The organism is Polaribacter sp. 2305UL8-11, assembly GCF_058147165.1.
Genome location: NZ_JBYVJW010000017.1, coordinates 1 through 24,765 on the forward strand (window position 1 = coordinate 1; position 24,765 = coordinate 24,765).

The window sequence follows — 24,765 nt, forward strand, 5'->3', positions numbered from 1 at the left end:
ATGTCCTGTTCAAATTAACTTTGGGAATATAACAAATCTTGATGTAAAAATTACCAACCATTTTTTACCACATTACCTCATTTTGAGCCTTTCGTTTTCGCTCAAGACAGGCTTTGTGAAAAAATCTATGTGATTGATTTTGAACAAATAAGATTTCTCCATTACAGTCGAAATGACAAATTTCAATACTTTTTAGACAGCCTCTTTTTTATGTGAAAAAATTAATAGTCTAAATTCTTTAAATAATTTAGTTTTTCTTTCCAGATAGATAAATCATTTTTAAATTCTTCAACTCTGTTTTTTACGTTTAAAACAAGTGGGTTATCTCCTTTAGCATTAGAAAAGAAACCTAAATTATTTTCTAATTGCTGAATTTCTTTTACAACCTCATCCATTTTTTTTCTTACAAATTGATGTTCAGAATCTAATTTTCTAACATCGTTATCAGCTACAAAACCATCTACAGCATTTGTAAACTTTAACATTGCTACTTCTCTCTTTCCTAGAGAAAGGCTCTCTAAAAATTTGTCTATTTGTTTATTAAATTTACCATCTAAGTGTCTTGCATTTCTTGGTAATCTACCCAAACTTCTCCATTTATTTACAGATTCTAAGACAATGTCTTTAGTAGGCTCTTTTAACTCTTTTAAAGATTCTAAAAATTCTTTTTTAGCTTCTACAATTTCTTGTTGCTCTTTATTTAAAGTATTTCTTTGTTGATGGTATCTGTCAAAATAATGGTTACAAGCAGCTTTAAAACGTTTCCAAATATCATCAGAAAATTTACGAGGAACATGTCCAATCTTTTTCCAATCTGCTTGGACTTTTTTCATTTGATTTGTTGTGTTCTCCCAATCATCACTATCTTTAATAGATTCTGCAAACTCTATTAAAGCTATTTTTTTATTTAAATTATCTTGCTGACCACTTTTTTCTTGTTTGTAAAAACTATTTTTTGCGCTATTAAACTTTTTGGTAGCAGCTTTAAATTTTTGCCAAACTTCTTCGCTTTTATTGTAAGGCAATTTTCCTGCATCAAAATAAGATTTTCTTAGTGTTTCAATTTCTTTTATACTTTTTTTCCAATCGCTATGAGATTTATTATTGGAAGTATCAATAGCATCTATTTGTGCAATAACTTTTAATTTTTCTTCTATAATATCTTTGTATTTAGAGCGCATTTCTCTAAAATGGTCATGCCTTTTATCATGTATCTTCTTTGTAGCTTCGCTAAATTTGCCCCAAATTTCTTCTCTCATTTCTTTAGAAACTGGGCCAATATCTTCTTTCCAAACTTTATGTAATTCTTGCAATTCTTTAAAAGCAGTGTTTATATCTGGTTCATTTTCTAAAGCTTCTGCTCTTGCAATAAGTTTTAATTTTTCTTCTAAGTTGTGTTTAAAATCTAAATCTCTAAAATCGTTACTTAAATGTAATAAATCGTAAAAACGCTCTACATGATGATGGTAGGTTTTCCAAGTATCGTTATAATTATTTTTAGGAACTGGCCCTATTTTTTTCCATGTATCTTGTAGTTCTTTAAAACTTTTATACATAGTAGCAGTATCTCCTCCTTCAATTAATTGTTTTAATTGATTGATTACAGAAATCCTTTTTTCTAAATTTTCTGCTAACTGTTTTTCTAAATCTTTGTAATACGCATCTCTCTGCTTTTTATATTCAGATAAAAGCTTGTTATATTCAGATTTTACAGGGCTTGAAAACTTAAAATCGATAGAATTACCTCCAGCCTCAAGAAAAGCGGCTTTTTTTTCTGCTAAAATTGCGCCGAATTTTAAATTAAAGGCACTTTTTATTCCTTCTACCTGAGATTTTACTTTTTGAACAGCATTATTAGATAAGGTTTTTTTTAACTCTAATACTAAATCTTCTAATGATAAAGTTGCATAATCTATAGATGGTGCATCATCTTCTTTAGTTGTATCTTTCTCTGCATTTTCTGCCACAGATTTTTCAACCTCATCTACAGCTTCTTTAGTCTCATTATGCTTTTCAGGCTTTAAAGAATCATCAGCTTTAGCTGTTGTCTTAGTTTCTTCAACTATTTTTTTATCCGTTTTATCAACGTTATCATCATTATTTTCTAACATGTTTACAATGTTTAAGCGCTTATATATAATACCATAATTATACAGTCTATAAAGATACAGACAACTTAGTTAATTTACAAATCATCAATAGATTTTAAAAATTTAATCTTCGTTCCAAATTCTCCAAGATTCTTCTGCTTGCAATTCTAACATTTCATATCCATTCTTAATAGTTGCTCCTTTTTCTTTTCCTTTTTGTAAGAAAGTAGTTACTTCTGGATTATAAATTAAGTCAAATAAAAGGTGCTTTTCTGTAAGATGTTGATAAGGAATATTTGGGCATTTTAAAATATCTGGTGAAGTACCAATAGGAGTACAATTTACAATAATATGGTATTTTTGTAGAATTTCTTTGGTTATATTCTCGTAAGAAATTTGTTTTTCGTTTTTAGGATTTCTTGATACAAACTTTACTTTGATATTGTTCTTTTTTAAGGCATAAGCAACTGCTTTAGATGCACCTCCAGTACCAAGAATCAAAGCTTTTTTATGATGTTTTTTTATAAACGGACTAATAGATTTTTCAAAACCAACAACATCTGTGTTATACCCTTTTAAATCTCCTCTTTTAGTAAATTTAATGGTATTTACAGCACCAATTTTTTTAGCTGTCTTATCAAATTTATCTAAGTAAACCATTACGTCTTCTTTGTAAGGAATCGTAACATTTATGCCTTTTAAATTTTGAGTTTCTTTTAAAATTTCTGGAAATTTATGAATGCTTTGTATATCAAAATTTACATATTTGTTTGTATTGAGTCCCATTTTTGCAAACTTCTCTGTAAAGTATCCTCTAGAAAAAGAGTAAGAGATGTTTTTACCTAACAAACCAAACGTATTATTTTTTTTCTCTCCCATAATAATCTATGATTAATATTAATGCAATTCCTAAAATGATATAAAAAATGGCAAACCAAGTTTCAAGACTAGAAAAATTGGGCATAAAACGTTCGTAATTCTCTACAATTTTATTCCCTTTTTTATCTAATAAAAAAACATCATCTTTTAATGCGAAAATTGTTTTTTTCCAAGGCCAAACAATACCTAAAGAACCTGTTATAAAACCAATAATAATAGCATTTACAATTTGATGCCATCTTTTTAAAACATATCCTAAAACGTGTGAAATAGAAACCAAACCAAATGCAGAACCTGCAGTAAAAACAGTAATAATTTTTAGATATCTAATTTTAATTGGATCTGATAAAACTTCGTAATTACCTGCTAATAAATTGGTAATTATAAAAAATAATTCGTTTACAGAGTCTACTAAAAGCAGTACGTAATTACCCAACAAAATTAAAATAAAAGAGCCTGAAAGACCAGGAAGTGTCATGCCAGAAACTCCTATTATACCACAAATAAAAACAAACCAAAGATTGTCGTTTTCTGTTGCTGGTGTTAAAAAACTAATTCCTAAACCAATTGAAGCTCCTATAACCAGCGATAAAATGTTTTTAAAATTCCAATCTCCAAAGTCTTTTCCAATATAATAAATAGAGCCTATAATCATCCCAAAAAACCAACTCCATACATAGAGTTCGTAATTTTCTAAAAAATAATCTAAGACTAGAGAAATACTAAAATAGCTAAAAATACTTCCTCCCATAATCAGTATTAAAAACTGACCATTTACGTAGTTATAAAAACTTTTAAACCTACCATTAAATAACAATTTAAAAGCAGTCAAATTTATTTTTCTAAAAGAATAAATTAGCTCTTCATAAAAACCAAAAACAAAAGAAACTGTACCTCCAGAAACACCAGGAACTTTATTTGCAGCACCCATTGCTATCCCTTTTAAAAAAAGGATACTTCTTTCTAGGAAGTTTCTTTGTTTTTGCATTTATTTTTTTTGAACTGCCAATTTTTCCATAATTAAAATCAACCCAAAACCAACCAATGCCAATACAATTGCCATTGTTAATTCTGCATCACCTTGATAAGAAAAAGGAGATACACTTTGCTGATTAAATGGTACTTTAATTCCATGAGAATTTGTACGCCAAGTTAAGGTTTCTTTCCAAGGCCAAATTTTATTTAAAGAGCCTATTATAAAACCAGTTAAGGTAGCTAAAGTATAATTTTTATAATGTTTAAACAACCATTTTAAAACTCTAGAAAAAGTTAACAAACCTACAATTGCACCTCCCATAAAAATAAGAATTGTTTTAAAATCTCTGCTATTTACAGCTTCTAAAACAGGTTTATAGGCACCTAACAACACTAAAATAAATGAACCTGAAATACCTGGTAAAATCATTGCACAAATTGCAATTGCACCTGCTATGAATATAAATAATGGCGATGAATTTTCTGAAACTAACGGATTTAAAGTAGTGATATAATAAGCCAAAACTGCACCAATAATTAGCACTAAAACCGAGATAAAATTCCATTTTTCTATTTGTTTTGCAATATAAATGATGCTTGCTAAAACCAACCCAAAAAAGAAAGACCATAACAAAATAGGCTCATTTTCTAACAAGTACTTAATTATTTTTGCTAAAGAAACTATACTTATAAATATTCCAATAAAAAGTGCTGCTAAAAAGTTTCCATTTAATTGTTTCCAAGCTGCTTTGAAACCTTCTTCTTTTAATGTTTTAAATAGTTTTAAATTAATATTGCTTATAGAACCTAAAAGTTCTTCATAAATTCCTGAAATGAATGCAATGGTTCCTCCAGAAACTCCTGGCACAACATCTGCAGCACCCATTGCCATTCCTTTTAAACCAACAACAACATAATCTTTAATGCTTCTACTCATTTTAAATTTTCTATTTTTTTGAAAAACGAAGATAGGCGAAATTGGAAAAATAAAATAGTATTCTAGTTTCAATTATAAATCAAACCTATTTTTTGTAAACTTTTTTTTATTTTTGAAGAAACGATAAAATCATGAAAAATATTAAACTTTTATTATTATCAACAATACTATTCTCTATAACCTCTTGTAATACTACTGGAGAAGATAAAACTGCTATTGTAAATATAGAAGCAAAAAGCGATAGCAATGTAACTGGTAATGTTACTTTTAATGAAAAAAACGGAGTAATGACTATGAAAGCAGAAGTATTTGGTTTAACTGAAGGAAATCATGCAATTCATATTCATGCAATAGGAGATTGTTCTGCACCTGATGGAAAATCTGCAGGAGGACATTGGAATCCTACAAATAAAAATCATGGAAAATGGATGCAAGAACCTTTTCATATTGGAGATATTGGTAATATTGTGGCTGATAAAAATGGAAAAGGAACTATTGAAAGAACCACAGATTTATGGTGCATAAATTGTGAGGACGAAAACAAAAATATTGTTGGCAAAGCCATTATTATTCATGCTGGGCCTGATGACTTTAGTTCTCAACCTTCTGGAGCTGCTGGACCAAGAATAGGTTGTGGAGAGATTAAAGTAAAGTAAATTTAAGAATTGTTCTTTTATTCTACTCCATTGCCTTTTTATAATTTATAATCAGTTTTTGTACTTTTTCATTTTCAAATACTGTTGGAAATAGTTCTTTGAGTATTGTATGATACTCAAAGTCTATTTTAAAACCTGCAATTAAATGATCAAATCCAAATTTTTCTTTGCTTAATACAAAAAACAATCCAGCAAATCTGTATTCTATCTCAGCAGATTTTAAATGCATTTTTTGAGCTTTGTATAATATATTTACGGCATCATTAAAATCTCCTAAAAAAGATAAAACATCGCACAAACCAATATAAATTTCTAGCTCTTTATCATTTAAACTCAAACATTTTTCAAAACCAATAACAGCTTCTTCGTAAAAATTAAGTTTTAAATTAATTTGTGAATAACTTCTCCAGTACAAAGCATTTCCATCATCAATTTTTAAAGCTTTAGAAATGTAATATGCTGCTTTTTGGTATTTTTTTTGGTTGTAATACAAATTGGTTAAAAGCATCCAAGCTCTATCTAATAAAGGATCTTCATGTATTGCTTTTTTATAAAAAGAAATTGCTTCCTCTATATGTTCTAATTTTTCTTTACACTCCCCTATTCTTAAATAGGCAAAAGCTGTAGGGTCGTCTAATTCTATAGTAATTAAATAATTGTCTATTGCTTCTTGATAATGTTTTAATTGTTCTAATGTTTTTGCTTTTTCTAGATATCCACCAATAAAAGATTCATCAATTAAAACAGCATAGTCAAAAGACCTTAATGCTTCTTTGTAATTTTCTAAAATAAAATATTGCCTTCCTAATTGATGCCAAGCGACTTCGCAATATGGGTTTGTGTCTAAATAATTAGTAAGATATTTTACAGCTGCATCGTGTTCTTTTTCCATATCAAAACAATACACAATATTGTACAATGCAGAAAAATCTTCGTAATCTACTTCTATACACTTCGCAAAATTTAAACGTGCATTTTCAAAATCATCTAAATACAGATACTCCATTCCCATAATAGACCAGACATCTACTTTGTCATTTGTGTAGGTTAAAGCCGTTTTTAAAAGCTCAATAGCATTTTTATGATTTCCTTTTTTTGAACTTATAGTTGCTTTTTGTATAAAAACCTCATCATTATTAGGTTCTAGTCTTTCTATTTTTTTTAATAGTAGAGATGCTTTGTCTAATTCGTCTTCAAAAAGGTAAATTTCTACTTGAAGTAACTTTAAATCTACAGAAGCAGGATGCTGTTCTAGCCCTAATTTTACTGCTTTTTTTGCTAAAGCGTGTTTACCAACATCTAAATAATGTACAATAATTTCCTCAAACTCAACCAAATCAAAGAAATAAACAGCATTGGTTTTGAGCATCGATTCAAATTTTAATAGAGACATAACTATGAGATTTGAATTATTAGTTTAAAAATACTATAACTCTTAGGGCATATAAAATTTAGATGCAATTGTTTTTAACAATTTAATTAACAAAAAGCAATTGCAATTATTTACTACTTATAAATTTTGCACATACATATATTTGCAGTAATTTTGATTTTCAATAACTATCAAGCTAATTTGGTAGCTTTCTTATGAGCAAAAAAACACTACTTAACTCAAAAGATATTGAAATTATTTTACATCGATTGGCTTGTCAGTTAATCGAGAATCATAACGATTTTTCTAATACTGTTTTAATTGGCTTACAGCCAAGAGGTACTTATTTAGCTAAAAGATTAGCCCATTTACTTGAAGAAAAGTACCATATTAATAATTTAAAATTAGGCCTTTTAGACATTACTTTTTATAGAGATGATTTTAGAAGAAGAGAGGCACCATTGGTAGCCGAAACTAATAAAATGGATTTTTTAATTGAAGGCAAAAAAGTAGTTATTATTGATGATGTTTTGTACTCTGGAAGAAGTGTAAGAGCTGCATTAACTGCAATGCAATCTTATGGCAGACCAGAAAATATAGAGCTTTTAGTACTAATTGACAGACGATTTAGCAGACATTTGCCAATTCAACCAGATTACAGAGGTAGACAAGTAGATGCAATTAACGAAGAAAAAGTCTTAGTAACTTGGACAGAAACGCATAAAAAAGATGCAGTTTATATAGAAACAAAGTAATATGTCAGAATTAAGTGTATCACATTTATTAGGAATAAAATATCTAAAAGAAACCGATATTGATCTCATTTTTAAAACTGCAGATCATTTTAAAGAGGTTATTAATAGACCTATTAAAAAAGTACCTTCTTTAAGAGATATTACGATTGCTAACTTATTTTTTGAAAATAGTACAAGAACAAAATTAAGTTTTGAATTAGCAGAAAAAAGACTTTCTGCAGATGTAATTAATTTTTCTGCGAGTCAATCATCAGTAAAAAAAGGAGAAACTCTAATAGATACTGTAAACAATATCTTGGCAATGAAAGTAGATATTGTAGTAATGCGTCATGCAAATGTTGGTGCAGGTGTTTTTTTATCTAAACATGTAAATGCTAAAATTATAAATGCTGGTGATGGAACTCACGAACACCCAACACAAGCTCTATTAGACTCTTATTCGATTAGAGAAAAATTAGGCAAAGTAAAAGGTAAAAAAATTGTTATTGTAGGTGACATCTTGCACTCTAGAGTTGCATTATCTAATATTTTTGCGCTACAATTACAAGGTGCTCAAGTTAAAGTTTGTGGTCCAACCACATTAATTCCTAAATACATTACTAGTCTTGGTGTTGAAGTGGAAACCAATCTTAAAAAAGCTTTAAAATGGTGTGATGTTGCCAATGTTTTACGAGTACAACATGAGAGAATGGATATTAAATATTTTCCATCAACTAGAGAGTACACGCAGCTTTTTGGTATTAACCAAGAAATATTAGACAATCTTGGCAAGGAAATTGTAATCATGCATCCAGGACCAATAAACAGAGGTGTAGAAATTACAAGCGATGTTGCAGATTCTAACGACTCTATTATTTTAAATCAAGTAGAAAATGGAGTTGCTGTAAGAATGGCAGTTATTTATTTATTGGCACAACAAATAAAAAGGTAGTGATGCAAATTGATAAAAAAGAAAAATACACACTCATATCTTATAAAGAAAACTCGTTTACCCAATTTTATAATTCTTTTTTAAAAATAGAAAATGAATTAGATAAACAAAATAAAATCATTCAAATTTCTAAAGATATTAAGGTATCTAATGAAGAAATTTTATTATTTTTGGATAAAGCTGTTCAAAGTAAAGAAAATGGCACATCTTTTGTTATTGTTTATACAAATGTAGATATAGATAATTTTCCTGAAAGCTTTAACATTGTACCAACTTTACAAGAAGCAGAAGATGTTATAGATATGGAAAATATGGAAAGAGAGTTAGGTTTTTAAAATAAACAAATGATAAAAAAATTACTTTTTATTTTATTTTTAAGTATTACTTCTTTAGGCTTTTCTCAAGAAAAATCTATTGGTAGTTTATCTGCTGCTCCTAACCCATTTACAAATTCTACAAAAATTAGTTTTACAGCTACAACTAATAGCACTGTTTTTTTTACTGTTAAAAATGTTTTAGGAAAAACAGTTTATAAAAAAAATATCAAAACAAAATCTGGAAAAAACACAATTCCTTTTTATAAGAATAATCTACCAGTTGGAATTTACATTTACAGCATTCAAGATAAAAAGAAAGTAATTTCTAAACGTTTTGTAATTAGATGAGTCTAAACTTAACTATTTTGGGTTGCCACTCTGCAACACCAAGAATTAATGCTTTTCCAACCTCTCAATATTTAGAAATTAACAATCGACATTTTTTAATAGATTGTGGTGAGGGCACTCAAAGACAAATGCGAAAATACAAAGTAGGTTTCGCAAAAATTAATCATATTTTTATTTCTCATTTGCATGGAGACCATTTTTATGGTTTGGTGGGGTTATTGTCTACTTACGGAATTCTTAGTAGAGAAAAAGAATTGCATATTTTTGGTCCTAAAGGAATTAAAGAAGTTACTTTATTACAGCTAAAAATATCACAATCTCATGCAAAATATAAAATGATTTTTCACGAATTATCCTCTAAAGAAAGTGAACTCATTTTTGAAGATGATAAAGTATCTGTTAGAACAATACCTCTAAATCATAGAGTTTATACCAATGGTTATTTATTTACAGAAAAAGAAAAACCAAGAAAATTGTTTATGGACAACATTAACAATTACGAAGAAATAGACAAAGCAGATTATTTAAATATTAAAGCTGGTAGAGACGTTGTTTTATCTACTGGAGAAATTGTGCCAAATTCAGAATTAACACTTCCACCAAAAAAAACATTAAGTTTTGCTTTTTGTAGTGATACTAGTTACAAACCAGATATTATACCTATTATAAAAAATGTGGATTTATTATATCATGAAGCTACTTTTTTAGAAGAAAGAGAAGACTTGGCAAAAAAAACCAAGCATTCTACAACAAAACAAGCTGCACAAATAGCAAAAGATGCCAATGTAAAAAAATTAATTATAGGGCATTATTCTGGGAGATATAAAGATATTTCTATCTTTAAAAAAGAAGCACAAGAAATCTTCGAAAACACAGAACTAGCAATACCTGGAAGCATCTTTACAGTTTAATATTGATTTGTACTTAGTAAAACTAAAGTACAAGCCACTTCAGATTCGATATTATGTGCTTTTAACTTTTTTATAAACTCAAAATTTTCGGTTCCAGGATTAAAAATAACTCTTCTGGGTGCTAAAGAAATGATATAATCATAATACGCTTCTTGCCTTTTTGGGTTTAGATACAATGTAACAGTATCTACAGTCTGAAACTCCATTTTTTGAGTTTCGATTTTTACATCGCCCACAAAACCGTCTCTTAAACCAATTGCTAAAACAGGTACTCCTTTATCTCTTAGCCTTTTAATTGCAATATTAGAATATCGGTTTTCTTTTAAAGATGCTCCAAGAACAAGTGTTACATTTTTCATAATGTTAATAATACGTTAAACAAAGTTAATGCTTGTAACAAAGATAATCATTAGAACGTCTATATATCATTCAATCGAAAAAATAAAATCAACCCAAAATGAAAAAATTATTACTTATTGCAATAGTATTAATGTCTGCAAATTCTTTTGCACAAATGGCGAAAGAAACGTTACCAAAACCAGGTGTAATTAATGGTAAAGTAGTAGACGACAAAACAAAAGAAGCTTTACCTTACGTAAACATTGTAATTAGAGATTTAGCAAAAAAAATTCTTACTGGTGGAATTACTGATGACAATGGAAACTTTAAAATAAAGGATGTACCAAAAGGGAATAGCCTAGTAGAAGTTCAGTTTATTGGTTATAAAACATTTTCTAAAAAAATAAACATTACTAATAAAAACAAAAACATCAATTTAGGAGTAATTGGTTTAAAAGAAGATGCTGCTAGTTTAGATGAAGTTGTTGTAAGAGCAGAAACCTCTACAGTTGTACAAAAAGTAGATAGAAAGGTAATTAATGTTGGTAAAGATTTAACTTCTGCAGGAACAACTGCATCAGAATTATTAAACAACGTACAATCTGTAAGTGTAGATAGCCAAACAGGTAATATTAGTTTACGTGGTAACTCTAATGTACGTGTTTTGGTAGATGGTAGGCCTACAAATATTCCTGTAGCAGATTTGTTAAGACAAATTCCTTCTTCTTCTATTAAAAGTATCGAATTAATTACAAATCCATCTGCAAAATATAATCCTGAAGGAATGAGTGGTATTATTAACATCATCTTAAACAAAAATGCAAACATGGGTTTTAATGGCTCTGTAGATGGTGGAATAACAGCTGGACATTATGTTCGCTACAATGCATCTACCAATATGAATTACAAAACAGGAAAAGTAAATTTCTTCTTAAATTATGGGCATAATAGTGGCGATAATTTAAATTTTGGTTTTGTAGATAGACCAGGTGTAAACAATCAAAATTTTAGGTTTGTAAATACAAATCTGTCTAATTTAGTAAAGTTTGGTGCAGATTTTTATTTAAATGATAAAAATACGTTGTCTGTTTATACAAATCAAAATTGGTTTGAAGGTGATGTAAATGGTACTGCAAACATATTTGATACGAATGGTAATGCAATTATTTTATCACCAAATTCTCAAAAAAACAACTCACCAACAGGTACTTATAACATTAACTATAAATTAGATTTTGAGAAAAAAGGTCATAATTTAGAGTTTGAAGCTACCTACTCTAACACAGACGCAACTAGTGATTTAGTAAATAGGAATACGCTTCAACAACCTGCAAACTTTGATTACAAAGTATTTAATTACTTTAACGATATTGGCAATGACAGAAGTAATACTTTGGTAAATATAGATTATACAAATCCGCTTTCTGATAAAACAAAATTAGAATTAGGACTAGAATATAGAACAGACAAAACAGAAAACACTAATAAAACAGATCAAGAAATTTATACTTTTGATAACAATAATAACATAAATGGAACAACTCCTATAGGGAACTCTAATTTTGATTTTAAGAGAAATATTTATTCTGGATACATTAATTACGCGACTTCTTTTGACAAATTTACAATGCAATTGGGTGCAAGATTAGAAGATTTTAATGTAGAAGGTAACTTTAACAGAGTTGGGCAAAACCCTGAACCAGTTACAGACCATATTTTTACAGTATATCCATCTGCATTTTTTACTTTTAGTCCATCACAAAAAAATCAATATCAATTTAGTTACAGCAGACGTGTAGACAGACCAGGAATTGGACAAGTAAACCCAATTAGAGAATGGGGTACACCACTAATTATTTCTATCGGAAATCCAGACTTAGTACCTCAGTTTACCAATTCTTTCGAACTAAATTATACAAGACAAATCAAAGGAGGTAATTTAACTTTTGGTACTTTTTACAGAAAAATTTCTGATGTAATTTCTAGAATTACCAATAGAGATCCTGCAAACCCAGAAGTTGGGCAAATATTATCTTTTACAAATTTTAGTGATACAGATGCTTACGGTTTAGAATTTTCTGCAAACTTTAAAATGAATAATTGGTGGAGAGTAAACTCTAGCATGGATTTTTACTCGCAAGAACAATTTGGTAATATAGACAATACTGGTGCAAATGCAACCCAACTATCTGTACAAAACAATGTTTTTAATGCAAGAGTTAGTAATAGTTTTACAGCAAGTAAAAACTTAAGATTTCAACTATTTGCAATGTATAGAGGTCCACAAAAAGACATTCAATGGGATGTAGAAAATATGTGGATGGTAAATGCAGGTGCAAGTTGGACTGTTTTAAAAGGAAAAGGAACTGTAAACCTACGTTTTAATGATATTTTTCAAGGGATGAAATTCGCCTTTAATTCTACAAATCCGTTTGTACAAAATGGACGTTTTAATTGGGAAAGTAGAACCACTTATTTAGGTTTTAATTATAGATTTGGTGGAGGAAAAAACAAAGCAAAATCTAGAAGAAGAAGAGACAATAGAGAAAAAGATGGTGGTGGTGGCTTCTTTTAAAATAAAAAAATAATTATTTCTAAAACCTCAAATTCTTACAAATCAAGATTTGAGGTTTTTTTATGTTAAAATTTTAACTATTTTTAACAAATTTTTTGTAATATTATTTTTTGCTATGAATATTACAATTTGACATCAATTTATGAAAAAGTTAAATACCCTACTCCTATTATTATCAACAATTACATTTTTAGCGCAAAACTCAAAAACTAACGGAATTATTTCTGGAAAAGTAATTGATGCCCAATTAAAAAAAGCTATTCCTTATGTAAATATTATTTGCAAAAACAAATCAAATGTTATTTTAAATGGCGATATTACAAACAATAAAGGATTTTTTATAATAGATAAATTACCTTTAGATTCTATTTTTATTGATGTTCAATTTATTGGTTATAAAACATTAAAAAAGGTAATTTTACTTTCTGAAAAAGAACCAAAAATTGATTTGAAAACTATTGTTTTAGAAGAAATAGTAGACCAATTAAATGAAGTTGTCATTCAATCTGAAGCTTCTACAATTACCCAAAAAATTGATAGAAAAGTAATTAATGTTGGTAAAGATTTAACTTCTGCTGGTACAAATTCTCTGCAAATGCTAGAAAATATCCCATCTGTTCAAGTCGATTTTCAAACAGGGAGTGTAAATTTAAGAGGAAATAGCAATGTTAGAATTTTGATTGATGGAAAACCCTCTAACCTTTCTCCTTCTAAGTTATTAAAACAAATTCCTTCCTCTTCTGTAAAAAGTATAGAACTAATTACAAATCCATCAGCTAAATACAATCCAGAAGGAATGAGCGGAATTATAAACATTATCCTTAAAAAAAATACAACCATAGGTTTTAATGGTTCTGTAAATATTGGAGCAGAACATAGCATTAATACTAGACCTTCTGGTTCCTTAGATTTAAATTACAGAACTGGTAAAATTAATATTTATGCCAATTACAGTTTAGATTGGGGGAAATTTGAAACATTTACTCTCTTTGATAGAAGTGACAAAAACCTAAAACAAAATATCGATTATTTAGACAATTCTACAAGTAATTATTTAAAAACTGGAATTGATTTTTACATCAACAAAAAAAATACGTTGTCTTTTTATACAAATCAAAACTTTACGAATACCGATTTTTTTATAAAAACCAAAGTTTTAGAAAACAATAATCTGGTTTTTAATGCTCCTAACCTATCGCAATTTAATACCAAAGAACAGGCTTACAACTTAGATTATAAGTTAGATATTAATGATAAAGGAGAAAATATAGAATTTGAAATTAACTATACCAAAACTACAGATCCTCAGAACGACTTTATCATAGAAACAATAAATCCAAACTCAAAAGTTTACAACTATACCAACAACATAAGCAACAATGTAGATTCTTTTTTAGCCAATATAGATTATACAAAACCTATTACTAATGGAAGTTTAGAATTAGGTTTAGAATTAAGAACCCAAAAAGCCTACAATGCAATTATTACAGACCAAGAAATAGCTACTGGTGGAAATCCTCCAACAACGCCAAGAGGAAACTCTACATTTAATTACGATAGAGAGTTTTACTCTGCATATATAAATTACAATAAAGAACACAAGAAAATAGCTTTGCAAGCTGGTTTACGTTTTGAGCAATTTACTGTTGATGGTGTTTTTACAAATACACAACAAACTGGCTTAGAAACATATTCTGATCATATTTTTAGCATCTATCCATCTGCTTTTCTTACCTATTACCACTCAGAAAACAACGAGTTTCAATTAGGGTATAGCAGAAGAGTTGACAGACCTGGAGTAGATCAAGTTACACCTATTCAAGAATGGACGTCTCCACTAACAATTTCAGTAGGAAATAGAACATTACAACCACAGTTTACCAATTCTTTTGAGGCAAATTACACCAAAACACTTGCAAAAGGATACATAACTTTTGGCGCATTTTACAGAAACACAAGCAATATTATTGGTAGAATTATTAATAAAGATAATTTAAATGCAGACAGGCAAATTCTTTCGTATGCAAATTATGATACTGCAGATAGTTATGGAGTTGAGTTTTCTTCTAGCTTTAAACCAACAAATTGGTGGACTATAAGACCCAGTTCTAGCTTATACATTCAAGATAGTCAAGGTTTAATTAACAATAAAAAAGAAAGCATAAAAAACACTCTTTTTACTGCAAGAGTTAGCAATAGTTTTAAGGCTACTAAAAAATTGAGATTTCAACTATCGAGTTCTTACAGAGGAAAAAGTGAAGGTGTACAGTTTAAAGTAGATCCGTATTTCTTAGTAAATGCAGGTGCTAGATTGTCTGTTTTTGATGGAAATGGTTCCCTAACTTTAAGAGCAACAGATATTTTTGATAATTACAAATTGGCTTTTTCATCTACAAATCCTTTTCCGCAAACAGGTAACTTCACACTTGAATATAGTTCTATTTACCTTGGTTTTTCTTATGATTTTGGAAGCGGAAAAAACAGAGCTAGAGATAGAAAATATAGAGAAAAAAACGAGACTGAAGGAAGTGGAGGGATTTTGTAAGCCAAATTTTGTTTCTAAATTAAAAAATACTAATTCGTAAAAAAGTATAAAAAAACTCGTGAAAACGAGTTTTTTTATGCAATATATTTTAGAAAACTTACCATCTCATAATCACACTTCCCCAAGTAAAACCACTACCAAAAGCCGCCAAAACAACCAAATCGTTGTCTTTTATTTTGCCTTTTTCCCAAGCTTCTGTTAATGCTATGATTACAGATGCAGCTGTGGTGTTTCCGTATTTCATAATATTGTTAAAAACTTGGTCATCAGACAATCTAAATTTCTTTTGAATAAATTGTGCAATACGTAAATTAGCTTGATGTGGTATTAACATATCTATATCTTCTTTCTGTAAATTATTGGCTTCTAAACCTTCTACAATGGCTTCAGAAAAACGAGTAATAGCGTGTTTAAAAACAAACTGTCCATTCATATAAGGATAGTAAGAAGTATCATCAGGATCATTTTGCTCCATAATTTCTGGCACCCATCTTTGAGTTGATGGCCCTTCTAAAACCAATTCTTTAGCGTGTTTTCCTTCAGAATGCAAATGAGAAGATAAGATTCCTTTTCCTTTTTCTTCGCATCTAGATAAAACTGCAGCTCCTGCTCCATCACCAAAAATAACAGTAACACCTCTACCTCTTGTAGAACGTTCTAAACCTCCAGAATGATTTTCTGCACCTATGACTAAAATATTTTTATACATGCCTGTTTTTATAAACTGATCTGCAACAGACATGGAATAAATAAAACCAGAACATTGATTACGAACATCTAAAGCACCAATGGTTGGCATTTCTAAAATATCTTGTACTTGCACTCCACCTCCAGGAAAATACATATCAGGACTCAATGTAGCAAAAACAATAAAATCTATATCATCTTTTGTTAAACCTGCTCTTTCTATGGCAATTCTAGCCGCTTTTGCTCCCATAACTGCAGTAGTATCATCGGTTTTTGGGTCTATCCAACGTCTTTCTTTAATTCCTGTTCGTTCTTGAATCCATTCGTCTGAAGTTTCCATAAATTCCTTTAAATCATTATTGGTAACAACGTTTTCTGGAACATAATAGCCAAGACCTGTTATTTTTGAATTATACATGTATCTGTATTTTAAATTGTTTGTTTGTTGATTAGCTAAAATAGTGATAAATTAACACCTTTACAAAAAGTAAATACATCTATCCAATCTTACTTTATTATGAACAGAAAAGATTTTTTATCACTCTCATCAAAAGCAGCCTTATTTTTAGGATTAACCACTGCTGTTTCTTGCAAAGAAGAAACTGTTGAAAAAACAAATACGCTCTTAAACAAATCTGCAAAAGGAACAGTTTTTGGGCTAAAAGCCCCAAAAATAGACAATGTTAGAGTTGGAATAATTGGTGCAGGAAATAGAGGTCAGACTTTAATACAAATGTTTGATTGGTTGGTAAAAAATAATAATGCTACTATAGTTGCTATTTCTGATTTAAAAAAAGAAAAAACTGATAAATTAAATGCGCATCTTTTAAAAACTCATAACAAAACTGCAGAAGCCTATTATGGAAATCCTGATGAGTGGAAAAAGGTAGCAGATAGAGATGATATTGACTTACTAATTATTGCAACTCCTTGGGAAATGCATACACCAATGGCTTTGTATGGAATGGAAAAAGGAAAGCATGTTGCTTCTGAAGTGCCAATTGGAACTACTTTAGAAGATTGTTGGAAATTGGTAGAAACTGCAGAAAGAACCCAAAAACATTGCATGATGATGGAAAACTGTTGTTTTAACAATGAAGAGTTGTGGGTTTTAAATATGGTAAACCAAGGTATTTTTGGCGATTTAACGCACGCAGAGGGTGCATATATTCACGATTTAAGAATCCATTTACTAGATGAAAAATATTATGAAGATCAATGGAGAATTAAACATCATCTTAAAAAAGATGGGAATTTTTACACAACTCATGGTTTAGGCCCCATTAGCCAATATATGGATATTGGACGTGGAGATACTTTTGATCATGTAGTGTCTATGAGTTCTCGTGAAAAAAGTTTGAGTGATGCTGCAAAACGTGCTGGAATTGACAAGTTTTCGAATGTAAAATGTGGAGACATGAATACCACAATGATTAAAACCAAATTAGGTAAAACCATTATGTTGCAATTTGATGTGCATTCTGGAAGACCTTATGACAGATTAAATACAGTTGTGGGTACAAAAGCTGTGCATGAAGGTTATCCTTCAAAATTATACATTAATGAAGAAAAATTAGCTTGGTGGGGACACAAGTGGTTAGAAAAAGAAAAATATGATGAATACAGAGAAAAATACAATCACCCTCTTTGGAGCAAATTAAAAGCACAAATTTCTAATAATTCAGTGGGTCATGGAGGTATGGATTTTGTAATGATTTACAGATTGATTAGATGTTTAAATCAAGGTTTACCTTTAGATATAAATGTGTACGATAGTGTTTTGTGGAGTGCGATTACACCACTTTCAGAATTGTCTGTAGCACAAAATAGTGCTTCTGTAAAAGTTCCTGATTTTACTGGAGGAACTTGGAAAAATAAAAATACTACTGAAATGCTGAGAGAAATATAGTTTTTAGAGTTGAATTTTAAATTTTCTAAACTCAAAACTTTTACACTGTCATCTTGTCACAAAACCCTTTTTGGTATTTTTTTTGACTAATAGTCTACTAGAAAATAAAAATACTGTCATGCTGTTTGTTATTTTGAGCGAAATAAAATGAAGTCGAAAAATCTCTTTTTTTGAGATTTCTCCATAAAGTCGAAATGGCAAAGAGCAAATGACATCAACAAAAACTAAAATAAATATAAAATTATGAGCAAAGGAAACATTAATGTATCAGTAGAAAATATTTTTCCACTGATTAAAAAATTCTTGTATTCTGATCACGAAATCTTTTTGCGTGAACTAATTTCTAACGGAACAGACGCAACCACCAAATTAAAACACCTTATTTCTATTGGTGAAGCAAAAACAGAATTGGGTGATGCTAAAATTGAAATCAGTATAGATAAAGACGCTAAAACCTTAACAATTAAAGATCAAGGTTTAGGTATGACAATGGATGAAGTTGAAAAATACATCAACCAAATTGCATTTTCTGGTGCAGAAGAGTTTTTAGAAAAATATAAAGATGATAAAAATGATACAGGTGTCATTGGTCATTTTGGTTTAGGTTTTTACTCTGCTTTTATGGTGGCAGAAAAAGTAGACATCTTTACAAAATCTTTTAAAGATGAGCCTGCTGCACATTGGTCTTGTGATGGTTCTCCAGAATATACTTTAGTAGAGCATGATAAATCTGATAGAGGAACAGAAATTGTTTTACACATTGCAGAAGATTCTTTAGAGTTTTTAGAAGAAGGTAAAATTAGAGGCTTGTTAACCAAATACAATCGTTTTAACCAAGTACCAATTAAATTTGGAACTAAAAAAGTAAACGACCCAACTCACGAGCCAAAAACCACTAAAGATAAAGATGGTAAAGAAACTACAGAACCTCATAGACAAATTGAAGTAGATGATATCATTAACAATACAAATCCTGCTTGGACAAAAGCACCTGCAGATTTAAATGATGAAGATTATACAAATTTCTACAGAGAATTGTATCCAATGCAATTTGAAGAATCATTATTTCACATTCATTTAAATGTAGATTATCCTTTTAACTTAACAGGAATTTTATTCTTCCCTAAGTTGTCTCAAAACCTAGATATGCAAAAGGATAAAATTCAATTGTATCAAAATCAAGTATACGTAACTGATAATGTAGAAGGTATTGTACCAGATTTTTTACAGATGCTAAAAGGTGTTATAGATTCTCCAGACATTCCATTAAACGTTTCTCGTAGTTATTTACAAGCAGATGGAGCTGTAAAGAAAATATCAGGTTACATCACTAAAAAGGTTGCTGATAAATTATCATCATTATTTAAAAAAGATCGTGCAGATTTTGAGCAAAAATGGAATGATATTAAGGTAATTATCGAATATGGAATGTTGTCTGAAGATAAATTCTTTGACAAAGCAAAGAAATTTGCACTTTATCCTACTGTAGATGATGCATATTTCACTTTTGATGAATTACTTGAAAAAACAAAAGACACTCAGACAGATAAAGACGGAAATCACGTTATTTTATATGCTGCTCACAAAGATGCACAACACAGTTATATTGAAGCTGCAAAAGCAAAAGGATATGAAGTTTTATTGTTAGACTCTCCTATTATTTCGCACTTAATGCAGAAATTAGAAACTTCTGGAGAAGGTAAAATTAAATTCTCTAGAGTTGATGCAGATCATATTGATAATTTAATCAAAAAAGACGATACTGTAATTTCTAAATTATCTGATGAGGAAAAAGAAAAATTAAAGCCAGTTTTAGAAAGTGCAATTAACAATCCTTCATATACAGTTCAGTTAGAAGCAATGGATTCTGAAGCTTCACCTTTTATCATTACAGTTCCAGAATTTATGCGTAGAATGAAAGAAATGCAAGCTTCTGGTGGTGGAGGAATGATGGGAATGGGTAATATGCCAGATATGTATAACTTGGTGGTTAATACCAACAGCCCATTAGTTTCTGAAATTTTAAATACTAAAACAGAAAAGAAACAAAAACGTTTAATTTCGCAAGCTTTTGATTTGGCTAAACTATCTCAAAACCTTTTACATGGTAAAGAGTTGACAGATTTTATCAATAGAAGCTACGAATTGATTAAGTAGGCAACACAGTTGCATTAAGTATTATAACCTCCTTGTGAAAACTGGGAGGTTTTTTTGTTGATTTTTATAACAAATCGAATAAATTCTTTCCAAATCTTAAAGCATAAATTAAAACTTTTTTCTATCATTACATTTTCACTTTTAGTTAATATAAATTTTAAAATTTGAAAGATTTTAAAACAAAAATTTTAGAAGTATATATACCGTTTTTAATAGTTTCTTTAGGAACTATGGTTTCCTATAATATTTTTCGTTGGATTTTAGATATAAAACTTGGTATTTTACCATTAAAAGAAAATTTACTAAATTTTTGGATTCCTTTTACCATTCCCTGGATTACAATACTTATCTGGCTTAGAAGAAGAATTCGAATTTTAAACGTTAATGGCAAAAGAGATAATGGATACTTTGGCTATCAATTTATTATGTCTTTTGCAATAGCAATGCCAATAATTATTAGTCAGAACTACATTGAAAAGAGTTCTTTTGATTTAATTGAAATCGCATCAGTATCAGAAATAAAAGAATTAAAAAAAGAAAAATACTTTAAAATATCTTCATTTGATATAGTACATAATTCAAGTCATTTTTACACTACAACAAGGACATCTGGAAGAAATAATGATAGATTAAACTTTTATATTTATGTTGCTTGTCCTTTTAAAAACACAAATTCTATTTGGTATGGAGTTGACTATAGCAATAATGTAAGTAATAGAATTAATGATGAAAAGAAAAATTATGAATATAGAAGTTTTATAAAAAGTTCAGAAAAAGTTTTTAAAACATACAACTTCCATAATGTGAAATATTTTGAAAAACTTGGTTATTCAGATACAAAAGATGGCTTTTTAGAAGCAATTAAGGAAAAAAAACCAAATATTAGTGATAATGAACAAATTATACTAATTCCTAAAAATGATATTTTTGAAAATAGGCTTGGCAATTCTTTCTTTTGGATTTTTGGTTCATTTGGTATAGGGGCTTTTATTTTATTTTTTATGGTCGTAATTCCAAAAATTGATGAAAAGGAATTAAAAAACTTCAAAAAAAACAAACCTTTAAAAGAAGATATTTTACAATATACTCTTGGATTTTTAAATCCTTTTGGAGAATATAAAGCTACTGCAATTTTACTACTTCTTAATATTATTGTTTTTCTGGTTATGATTTTTGGAGGGTTAAATTTAGTTTCTCCCACATCAAAAGAATTACTTGAAATTGGAGGAAATAGAAGGTTTGAGGTTATAAATGGAGAATACTGGAGGTTATTTACTTCTATGTTTATTCATGGAGGATTAATGCATTTATTTATGAACTTAATTGGTCTTTATCTTGGAAGTTTTTTTTTAGAATATATATTAGGTTCTATAAAACTAATTATAATTTATATTGTTTGTGGCATTTTAGCAAGTTTGGCAAGTATTTATTGGAACATAAACACAGTTAGTGTTGGAGCATCTGGAGCAATTTTTGGATTTTATGGCTTAATATTAGCCTTTACAGTTTTTAAAATTTATCCCAGTTATCAAAGAAGAACAACTTGGATGTTATTGGGACTTTATGCAGGTATAAGTCTAATATTCGGTTTTTTGGGAGGCATTGACAATGCAGCTCATTTTGGAGGATTAATAAGTGGGTTTATTATTGGGGCTCTTTTAATAGCAACAAATAAATCTTCTCTAAAAAGTAACGCAAAGTAAAATATTTTTAAAGTTAATTTTATTCCAAGAAAGTTAGAACATACTTTAAAACTGACTCTACTCTGTTAAATTTTATAAAAATTAAAAGTCTAATTTTAAACTTAACTAAATAAAAAGTAACTTTAACTCCTTAAAATGATATTGTTACTCAATATCGTTTTTTAGTAAAAGTCTATTATTATAGTTTTACAATGAATTTAAAACACATCATTATGAAAACATTAAACATTAAAAAACAAGTATTTACAATTGGTAGTTTTTTACTATTATTTTTATTCTTTTCTAACACAATAACTGCCCAAGAAATTAAAGTGAAAGGTGTAGTAAAAGGTAAAACCGAAATTAAAACAGAAGTTTTAAATGGTGCCAACATATTTTTAAAAGGCACTAAAACTGGGACCACTTCCAATAGAAAGGGTGAATTTACCTTTCCTCAAAAATTAAAAGTTGGAGATGTTTTAGTATTTTCTTACTTGGGTTTTGTTAAAAAAAGAGTAAAAATAACTCAAAATTCTAGCACTATAAATATTGTTTTAAACGAAGATAATAACCAAATGTTAGGAGCACTAAACTCTAACAAGCGTTACAAATCTAAAAGACAAAAAACGCAGTAATTAATGCATAAAATAAGTCTTTTTTTACTTTTACTTTTTTCTGTTATTGGTTTTTCGCAACAATCAGATTTTAAGCATATTAATTTTAATAAAGCAGATTATATTGCAAAAAAAGTAAAAGTAAAAAGGCTTTACAATTTAAATAAACTTACTTTTTCAATAACTCAAAATTTAGAAACTGATGTAGAAAAAGTAAGAGCCATTTATGTTTGGATTTGTAGCAATATTGCAAATAATTTTAATTTGTATGCTTTAAACGAAAGAAAAAGGAATCGCTTTAAAAAAGATTCTGTAAAACTCCAAAATTGGAACTCAAAATTCAAAAAAAAACTCTTTAAAGAACTTTTAAAAAAGAAACGTACTATTTGCACAGGTTATGCCTATTTGTTTAAAGAAATGTGCACTATAGCAGGCATAGAAAGTAAAATGGTAAATGGTTTTGGTAGAACAAGTACTGTAGATTTTAGCCAACTAACCATGCCCAATCATACTTGGAATGTTGTAAAACTAAATAACAAATGGTATTTATGTGACCCAACTTGGTCTACAGGAATTTCATTTCCTGAAGAAGGCAGGTTCAAATTCGATTTTAACAATGGTTATTTTTTAGCAAATCCAGAGCTATTTTTTAAAAATCATTTTCCTTTAGAAAAAAAATTCTCTTTACTAAAAGAAGAAACTCCTAGTTTTTTAGAGTTTACAAAAATGCCCCTACTTTATGGTGCAGCTTACAATTATATTTCTGAGCATCAACTACCGTTAAAAATGCATCATGAAATTAAGAAAGATTCTATGGTTTCTTTTCAATACAAACTTAAAAGAAAATTAGCCTTAAATAAAGTCAAATTTGTGTTGTATAATGGTGGAAATGAAGTGCGAATGAACCCCACAAAAAAGCATATCAAAAATAATACTCTTACATTAAATCATCTTTTTAAAAGAAAAGGTTTTTTCGATTTGCATTTATACTTTGAAAATAAAATTATTGCTACATATACATTTGATGTAAAAAAATAAAATCTCTAAAAAAAAATTGTATTTTTAAAACCTAATTTTAAATTACAAAATCTATGAAATGGAAAGGTAGACGAAGAAGTAGCAATGTAGAGGATAGAAGAGGCATGTCTTCTGGAAGAAGTTCTGGAGGAATTGGAGGTGGTTTAGGCAAGTTACTTATCCCCTTAGTTTTAAAGTTAATCACAACAAAAAAGGGATTAATTATTGTAGCTATCGTTTTAGGTATCATGTATTTTACGGGTAACAATCCTTTAAATTTCTTTACTGGTAGTTCTAATAATCAAATACAAAACACCAATTACAAAGGGTCTGCAAAAGAAAATGAATTGGCAGAATTTAGTGCTACAGTTTTAGCAGATACAGAAGATATTTGGAAAAAAATTATACCAAATTACAGAGAGCCAACTTTGGTTATTTTTACAAGGTCTGTAAATTCTGCATGTGGTTCTGCTTCTAGCTCAACTGGTCCTTTTTACTGTCCTGCTGATGAAAAATTGTATATTGATTTAAGTTTTTTTCAAGAAATGGAACGTAAGTTAAATGCTCCTGGAGATTTTGCGCAAGCTTATGTAATTGCTCATGAAGTTGGGCATCATATCCAAAATTTAACTGGTATAAATAGAAAAGTACAATCTATGCGTGGCAGAATTAGTCAAACAGAATACAATAAATTATCTGTTAAATTAGAATTGCAAGCAGATTTTTATGCAGGTGTGTGGGCACATCATTCTCAAAGAATAAACAAAATGATGGAAAGAGGAGATCTAGAAGAAGCCTTAAATGCAGCACATGCAATTGGAGATGATCGTTTGCAAAAACAATCTACAGGAAGAGTAGTACCAGATTCTTTTACACATGGTACTTCTGCCCAAAGAATGCGTTGGTTTAAAAAAGGTTTTGATACAGGTGATGTAAATCAAGGTGATACTTTTAATGCAACTTCTTTATAGTTTCCTTAATTTATAACATTTCGTTATGTAAAAGAAGCTCTAAATAATATATCTATTTTAAAAAAATAGTGGTTAAAATCATACGCTTAAGCAGTTTT

The 24,765-nt window shown here is 29.0% G+C and carries 21 protein-coding genes; 14 read left to right on the forward strand and 7 right to left on the reverse strand.

Translation table 11 applies throughout. The annotated features are described in order from the left end of the window. Positions 1–221: 221 nt before the first annotated feature. The 4 genes from ACY2RW_RS14335 to ACY2RW_RS14350 form a co-directional block, all read right to left on the reverse strand. On the reverse strand, positions 222–2,111 hold the full coding sequence (locus tag ACY2RW_RS14335) for a DUF349 domain-containing protein (protein ID WP_490123422.1): 1,890 nt from the start codon (positions 2,109–2,111) through the stop codon (positions 222–224). Positions 2,112–2,213: 102 nt separating this feature from the next. Next, complete coding sequence (locus ACY2RW_RS14340) at positions 2,214–2,969, reverse strand: shikimate dehydrogenase family protein (protein ID WP_490123423.1); 756 nt, start codon at positions 2,967–2,969, stop codon at positions 2,214–2,216. Further along, the gene (locus tag ACY2RW_RS14345; protein WP_490123424.1) at positions 2,950–3,957 is read right to left on the reverse strand and encodes a DUF368 domain-containing protein; all 1,008 of its coding nucleotides are present in this window, start codon (positions 3,955–3,957) and stop codon (positions 2,950–2,952) included. The genes ACY2RW_RS14340 and ACY2RW_RS14345 overlap by 20 nt, the downstream gene beginning before the upstream one ends. Next, a complete protein-coding gene (locus ACY2RW_RS14350) occupies positions 3,958–4,881 on the reverse strand; it encodes a polyprenyl-phosphate transporter (RefSeq protein WP_490123425.1) in 924 nt (307 codons plus the stop codon). It abuts the gene before it with no gap. Positions 4,882–5,012: 131 nt separating this feature from the next. On the opposite strand from ACY2RW_RS14350, the gene ACY2RW_RS14355 reads away from it, so the two are divergent. Beyond that, positions 5,013–5,537 (forward strand): superoxide dismutase family protein, encoded by a 525-nt coding sequence (locus ACY2RW_RS14355; protein ID WP_490123426.1) that lies wholly within the window; start codon positions 5,013–5,015, stop codon positions 5,535–5,537. Between the two features lie 22 nt (positions 5,538–5,559). Here the strand turns inward: ACY2RW_RS14355 and ACY2RW_RS14360 are convergent, their stop codons facing one another. Then, positions 5,560–6,930: a tetratricopeptide repeat protein gene (locus tag ACY2RW_RS14360; protein ID WP_490123427.1), complete on the reverse strand. Its 1,371-nt coding sequence runs from the start codon at positions 6,928–6,930 to the stop codon at positions 5,560–5,562. Positions 6,931–7,124: 194 nt separating this feature from the next. On the opposite strand from ACY2RW_RS14360, the gene pyrR reads away from it, so the two are divergent. From pyrR to ACY2RW_RS14385, 5 genes are read left to right on the forward strand one after another with little or no spacing between them, the layout of a single operon-like run. After that, positions 7,125–7,664, forward strand: coding sequence for a bifunctional pyr operon transcriptional regulator/uracil phosphoribosyltransferase PyrR (pyrR, locus tag ACY2RW_RS14365; protein WP_490123428.1), 540 nt, complete (start codon positions 7,125–7,127; stop codon positions 7,662–7,664). Position 7,665: 1 nt separating this feature from the next. After that, positions 7,666–8,595 (forward strand): aspartate carbamoyltransferase catalytic subunit, encoded by a 930-nt coding sequence (locus ACY2RW_RS14370; RefSeq protein ID WP_490123429.1) that lies wholly within the window; start codon positions 7,666–7,668, stop codon positions 8,593–8,595. Between the two features lie 2 nt (positions 8,596–8,597). Continuing rightward, a complete protein-coding gene (locus ACY2RW_RS14375; protein ID WP_490123430.1) occupies positions 8,598–8,930 on the forward strand; it encodes a hypothetical protein in 333 nt (110 codons plus the stop codon). 9 nt (positions 8,931–8,939) lie between these two features. Continuing rightward, entirely contained in the window at positions 8,940–9,260 is a 321-nt protein-coding gene (locus ACY2RW_RS14380) for a T9SS type A sorting domain-containing protein (RefSeq protein WP_490123431.1), read from the forward strand. Then, positions 9,257–10,171 (forward strand): ribonuclease Z, encoded by a 915-nt coding sequence (locus ACY2RW_RS14385; protein ID WP_490123432.1) that lies wholly within the window; start codon positions 9,257–9,259, stop codon positions 10,169–10,171. The genes ACY2RW_RS14380 and ACY2RW_RS14385 overlap by 4 nt, the downstream gene beginning before the upstream one ends. Here ACY2RW_RS14385 and ACY2RW_RS14390 read toward each other — a convergent pair. Next, on the reverse strand, positions 10,168–10,530 hold the full coding sequence (locus ACY2RW_RS14390) for a CoA-binding protein (RefSeq protein WP_490123433.1): 363 nt from the start codon (positions 10,528–10,530) through the stop codon (positions 10,168–10,170). The two genes, ACY2RW_RS14385 and ACY2RW_RS14390, sit on opposite strands and share 4 nt — an antisense overlap. A gap of 98 nt (positions 10,531–10,628) precedes the next feature. Here ACY2RW_RS14390 and ACY2RW_RS14395 point away from each other — a divergent pair, with 98 nt between their 5' ends. Together ACY2RW_RS14395 and ACY2RW_RS14400 are read left to right on the forward strand one after the other, a co-directional pair. Further along, entirely contained in the window at positions 10,629–13,085 is a 2,457-nt protein-coding gene (locus ACY2RW_RS14395; protein WP_490123434.1) for a TonB-dependent receptor, read from the forward strand. 142 nt (positions 13,086–13,227) lie between these two features. Continuing rightward, entirely contained in the window at positions 13,228–15,630 is a 2,403-nt protein-coding gene (locus ACY2RW_RS14400; RefSeq protein ID WP_490123435.1) for a TonB-dependent receptor, read from the forward strand. Between the two features lie 97 nt (positions 15,631–15,727). Here the strand turns inward: ACY2RW_RS14400 and ACY2RW_RS14405 are convergent, their stop codons facing one another. Continuing rightward, complete coding sequence (locus ACY2RW_RS14405) at positions 15,728–16,735, reverse strand: 3-oxoacyl-ACP synthase III family protein (protein WP_490123436.1); 1,008 nt, start codon at positions 16,733–16,735, stop codon at positions 15,728–15,730. 99 nt (positions 16,736–16,834) lie between these two features. Here ACY2RW_RS14405 and ACY2RW_RS14410 point away from each other — a divergent pair, with 99 nt between their 5' ends. The 6 genes from ACY2RW_RS14410 (at position 16,835) to ypfJ (ending at position 24,667) form a co-directional block, all read left to right on the forward strand. Beyond that, the gene (locus ACY2RW_RS14410) at positions 16,835–18,226 is read left to right on the forward strand and encodes a Gfo/Idh/MocA family protein (RefSeq protein ID WP_490123437.1); all 1,392 of its coding nucleotides are present in this window, start codon (positions 16,835–16,837) and stop codon (positions 18,224–18,226) included. Between the two features lie 243 nt (positions 18,227–18,469). Beyond that, complete coding sequence (htpG, locus tag ACY2RW_RS14415; protein WP_490123438.1) at positions 18,470–20,383, forward strand: molecular chaperone HtpG; 1,914 nt, start codon at positions 18,470–18,472, stop codon at positions 20,381–20,383. 164 nt (positions 20,384–20,547) lie between these two features. Next, complete coding sequence (locus ACY2RW_RS14420) at positions 20,548–22,086, forward strand: rhomboid family intramembrane serine protease (RefSeq protein ID WP_490123439.1); 1,539 nt, start codon at positions 20,548–20,550, stop codon at positions 22,084–22,086. A gap of 212 nt (positions 22,087–22,298) precedes the next feature. Beyond that, positions 22,299–22,700 carry a carboxypeptidase-like regulatory domain-containing protein gene (locus tag ACY2RW_RS14425; protein WP_490123440.1) on the forward strand — a complete coding sequence of 134 codons (402 nt, stop codon included), beginning with the start codon at positions 22,299–22,301 and terminating at the stop codon, positions 22,698–22,700. A 3-nt stretch (positions 22,701–22,703) separates the two neighbouring features. After that, a complete protein-coding gene (locus tag ACY2RW_RS14430) occupies positions 22,704–23,717 on the forward strand; it encodes a transglutaminase domain-containing protein (RefSeq protein ID WP_490123441.1) in 1,014 nt (337 codons plus the stop codon). Between the two features lie 53 nt (positions 23,718–23,770). Next, complete coding sequence (ypfJ, locus tag ACY2RW_RS14435) at positions 23,771–24,667, forward strand: KPN_02809 family neutral zinc metallopeptidase (RefSeq protein WP_490123442.1); 897 nt, start codon at positions 23,771–23,773, stop codon at positions 24,665–24,667. The last annotated feature ends 98 nt before the right edge of the window (positions 24,668–24,765 follow it).

Excerpts from the sequence above, each read along its gene's own strand:
- ACY2RW_RS14370 (WP_490123429.1), top strand. The coding sequence starts at position 7,666 with ATGTCAGAATTAAGTGTATCACATTTATTAGGAATAAAATATCTAAAA.
- ACY2RW_RS14350 (WP_490123425.1), bottom strand. The coding sequence starts at position 4,881 with ATGAGTAGAAGCATTAAAGATTATGTTGTTGTTGGTTTAAAAGGAATG.
- ACY2RW_RS14400 (WP_490123435.1), top strand. The coding sequence starts at position 13,228 with ATGAAAAAGTTAAATACCCTACTCCTATTATTATCAACAATTACATTT.
- ACY2RW_RS14360 (WP_490123427.1), bottom strand. The coding sequence starts at position 6,930 with ATGTCTCTATTAAAATTTGAATCGATGCTCAAAACCAATGCTGTTTAT.
- ypfJ (WP_490123442.1), top strand. The coding sequence starts at position 23,771 with ATGAAATGGAAAGGTAGACGAAGAAGTAGCAATGTAGAGGATAGAAGA.
- ACY2RW_RS14355 (WP_490123426.1), top strand. The coding sequence starts at position 5,013 with ATGAAAAATATTAAACTTTTATTATTATCAACAATACTATTCTCTATA.
- ACY2RW_RS14395 (WP_490123434.1), top strand. The coding sequence starts at position 10,629 with ATGAAAAAATTATTACTTATTGCAATAGTATTAATGTCTGCAAATTCT.
- ACY2RW_RS14430 (WP_490123441.1), top strand. The coding sequence starts at position 22,704 with ATGCATAAAATAAGTCTTTTTTTACTTTTACTTTTTTCTGTTATTGGT.
- htpG (WP_490123438.1), top strand. The coding sequence starts at position 18,470 with ATGAGCAAAGGAAACATTAATGTATCAGTAGAAAATATTTTTCCACTG.
- ACY2RW_RS14390 (WP_490123433.1), bottom strand. The coding sequence starts at position 10,530 with ATGAAAAATGTAACACTTGTTCTTGGAGCATCTTTAAAAGAAAACCGA.
- ACY2RW_RS14375 (WP_490123430.1), top strand. The coding sequence starts at position 8,598 with ATGCAAATTGATAAAAAAGAAAAATACACACTCATATCTTATAAAGAA.
- ACY2RW_RS14340 (WP_490123423.1), bottom strand. The coding sequence starts at position 2,969 with ATGGGAGAGAAAAAAAATAATACGTTTGGTTTGTTAGGTAAAAACATC.
- ACY2RW_RS14410 (WP_490123437.1), top strand. The coding sequence starts at position 16,835 with ATGAACAGAAAAGATTTTTTATCACTCTCATCAAAAGCAGCCTTATTT.
- ACY2RW_RS14335 (WP_490123422.1), bottom strand. The coding sequence starts at position 2,111 with ATGTTAGAAAATAATGATGATAACGTTGATAAAACGGATAAAAAAATA.
- ACY2RW_RS14425 (WP_490123440.1), top strand. The coding sequence starts at position 22,299 with ATGAAAACATTAAACATTAAAAAACAAGTATTTACAATTGGTAGTTTT.
- ACY2RW_RS14385 (WP_490123432.1), top strand. The coding sequence starts at position 9,257 with ATGAGTCTAAACTTAACTATTTTGGGTTGCCACTCTGCAACACCAAGA.
- pyrR (WP_490123428.1), top strand. The coding sequence starts at position 7,125 with ATGAGCAAAAAAACACTACTTAACTCAAAAGATATTGAAATTATTTTA.
- ACY2RW_RS14380 (WP_490123431.1), top strand. The coding sequence starts at position 8,940 with ATGATAAAAAAATTACTTTTTATTTTATTTTTAAGTATTACTTCTTTA.
- ACY2RW_RS14405 (WP_490123436.1), bottom strand. The coding sequence starts at position 16,735 with ATGTATAATTCAAAAATAACAGGTCTTGGCTATTATGTTCCAGAAAAC.
- ACY2RW_RS14345 (WP_490123424.1), bottom strand. The coding sequence starts at position 3,957 with ATGCAAAAACAAAGAAACTTCCTAGAAAGAAGTATCCTTTTTTTAAAA.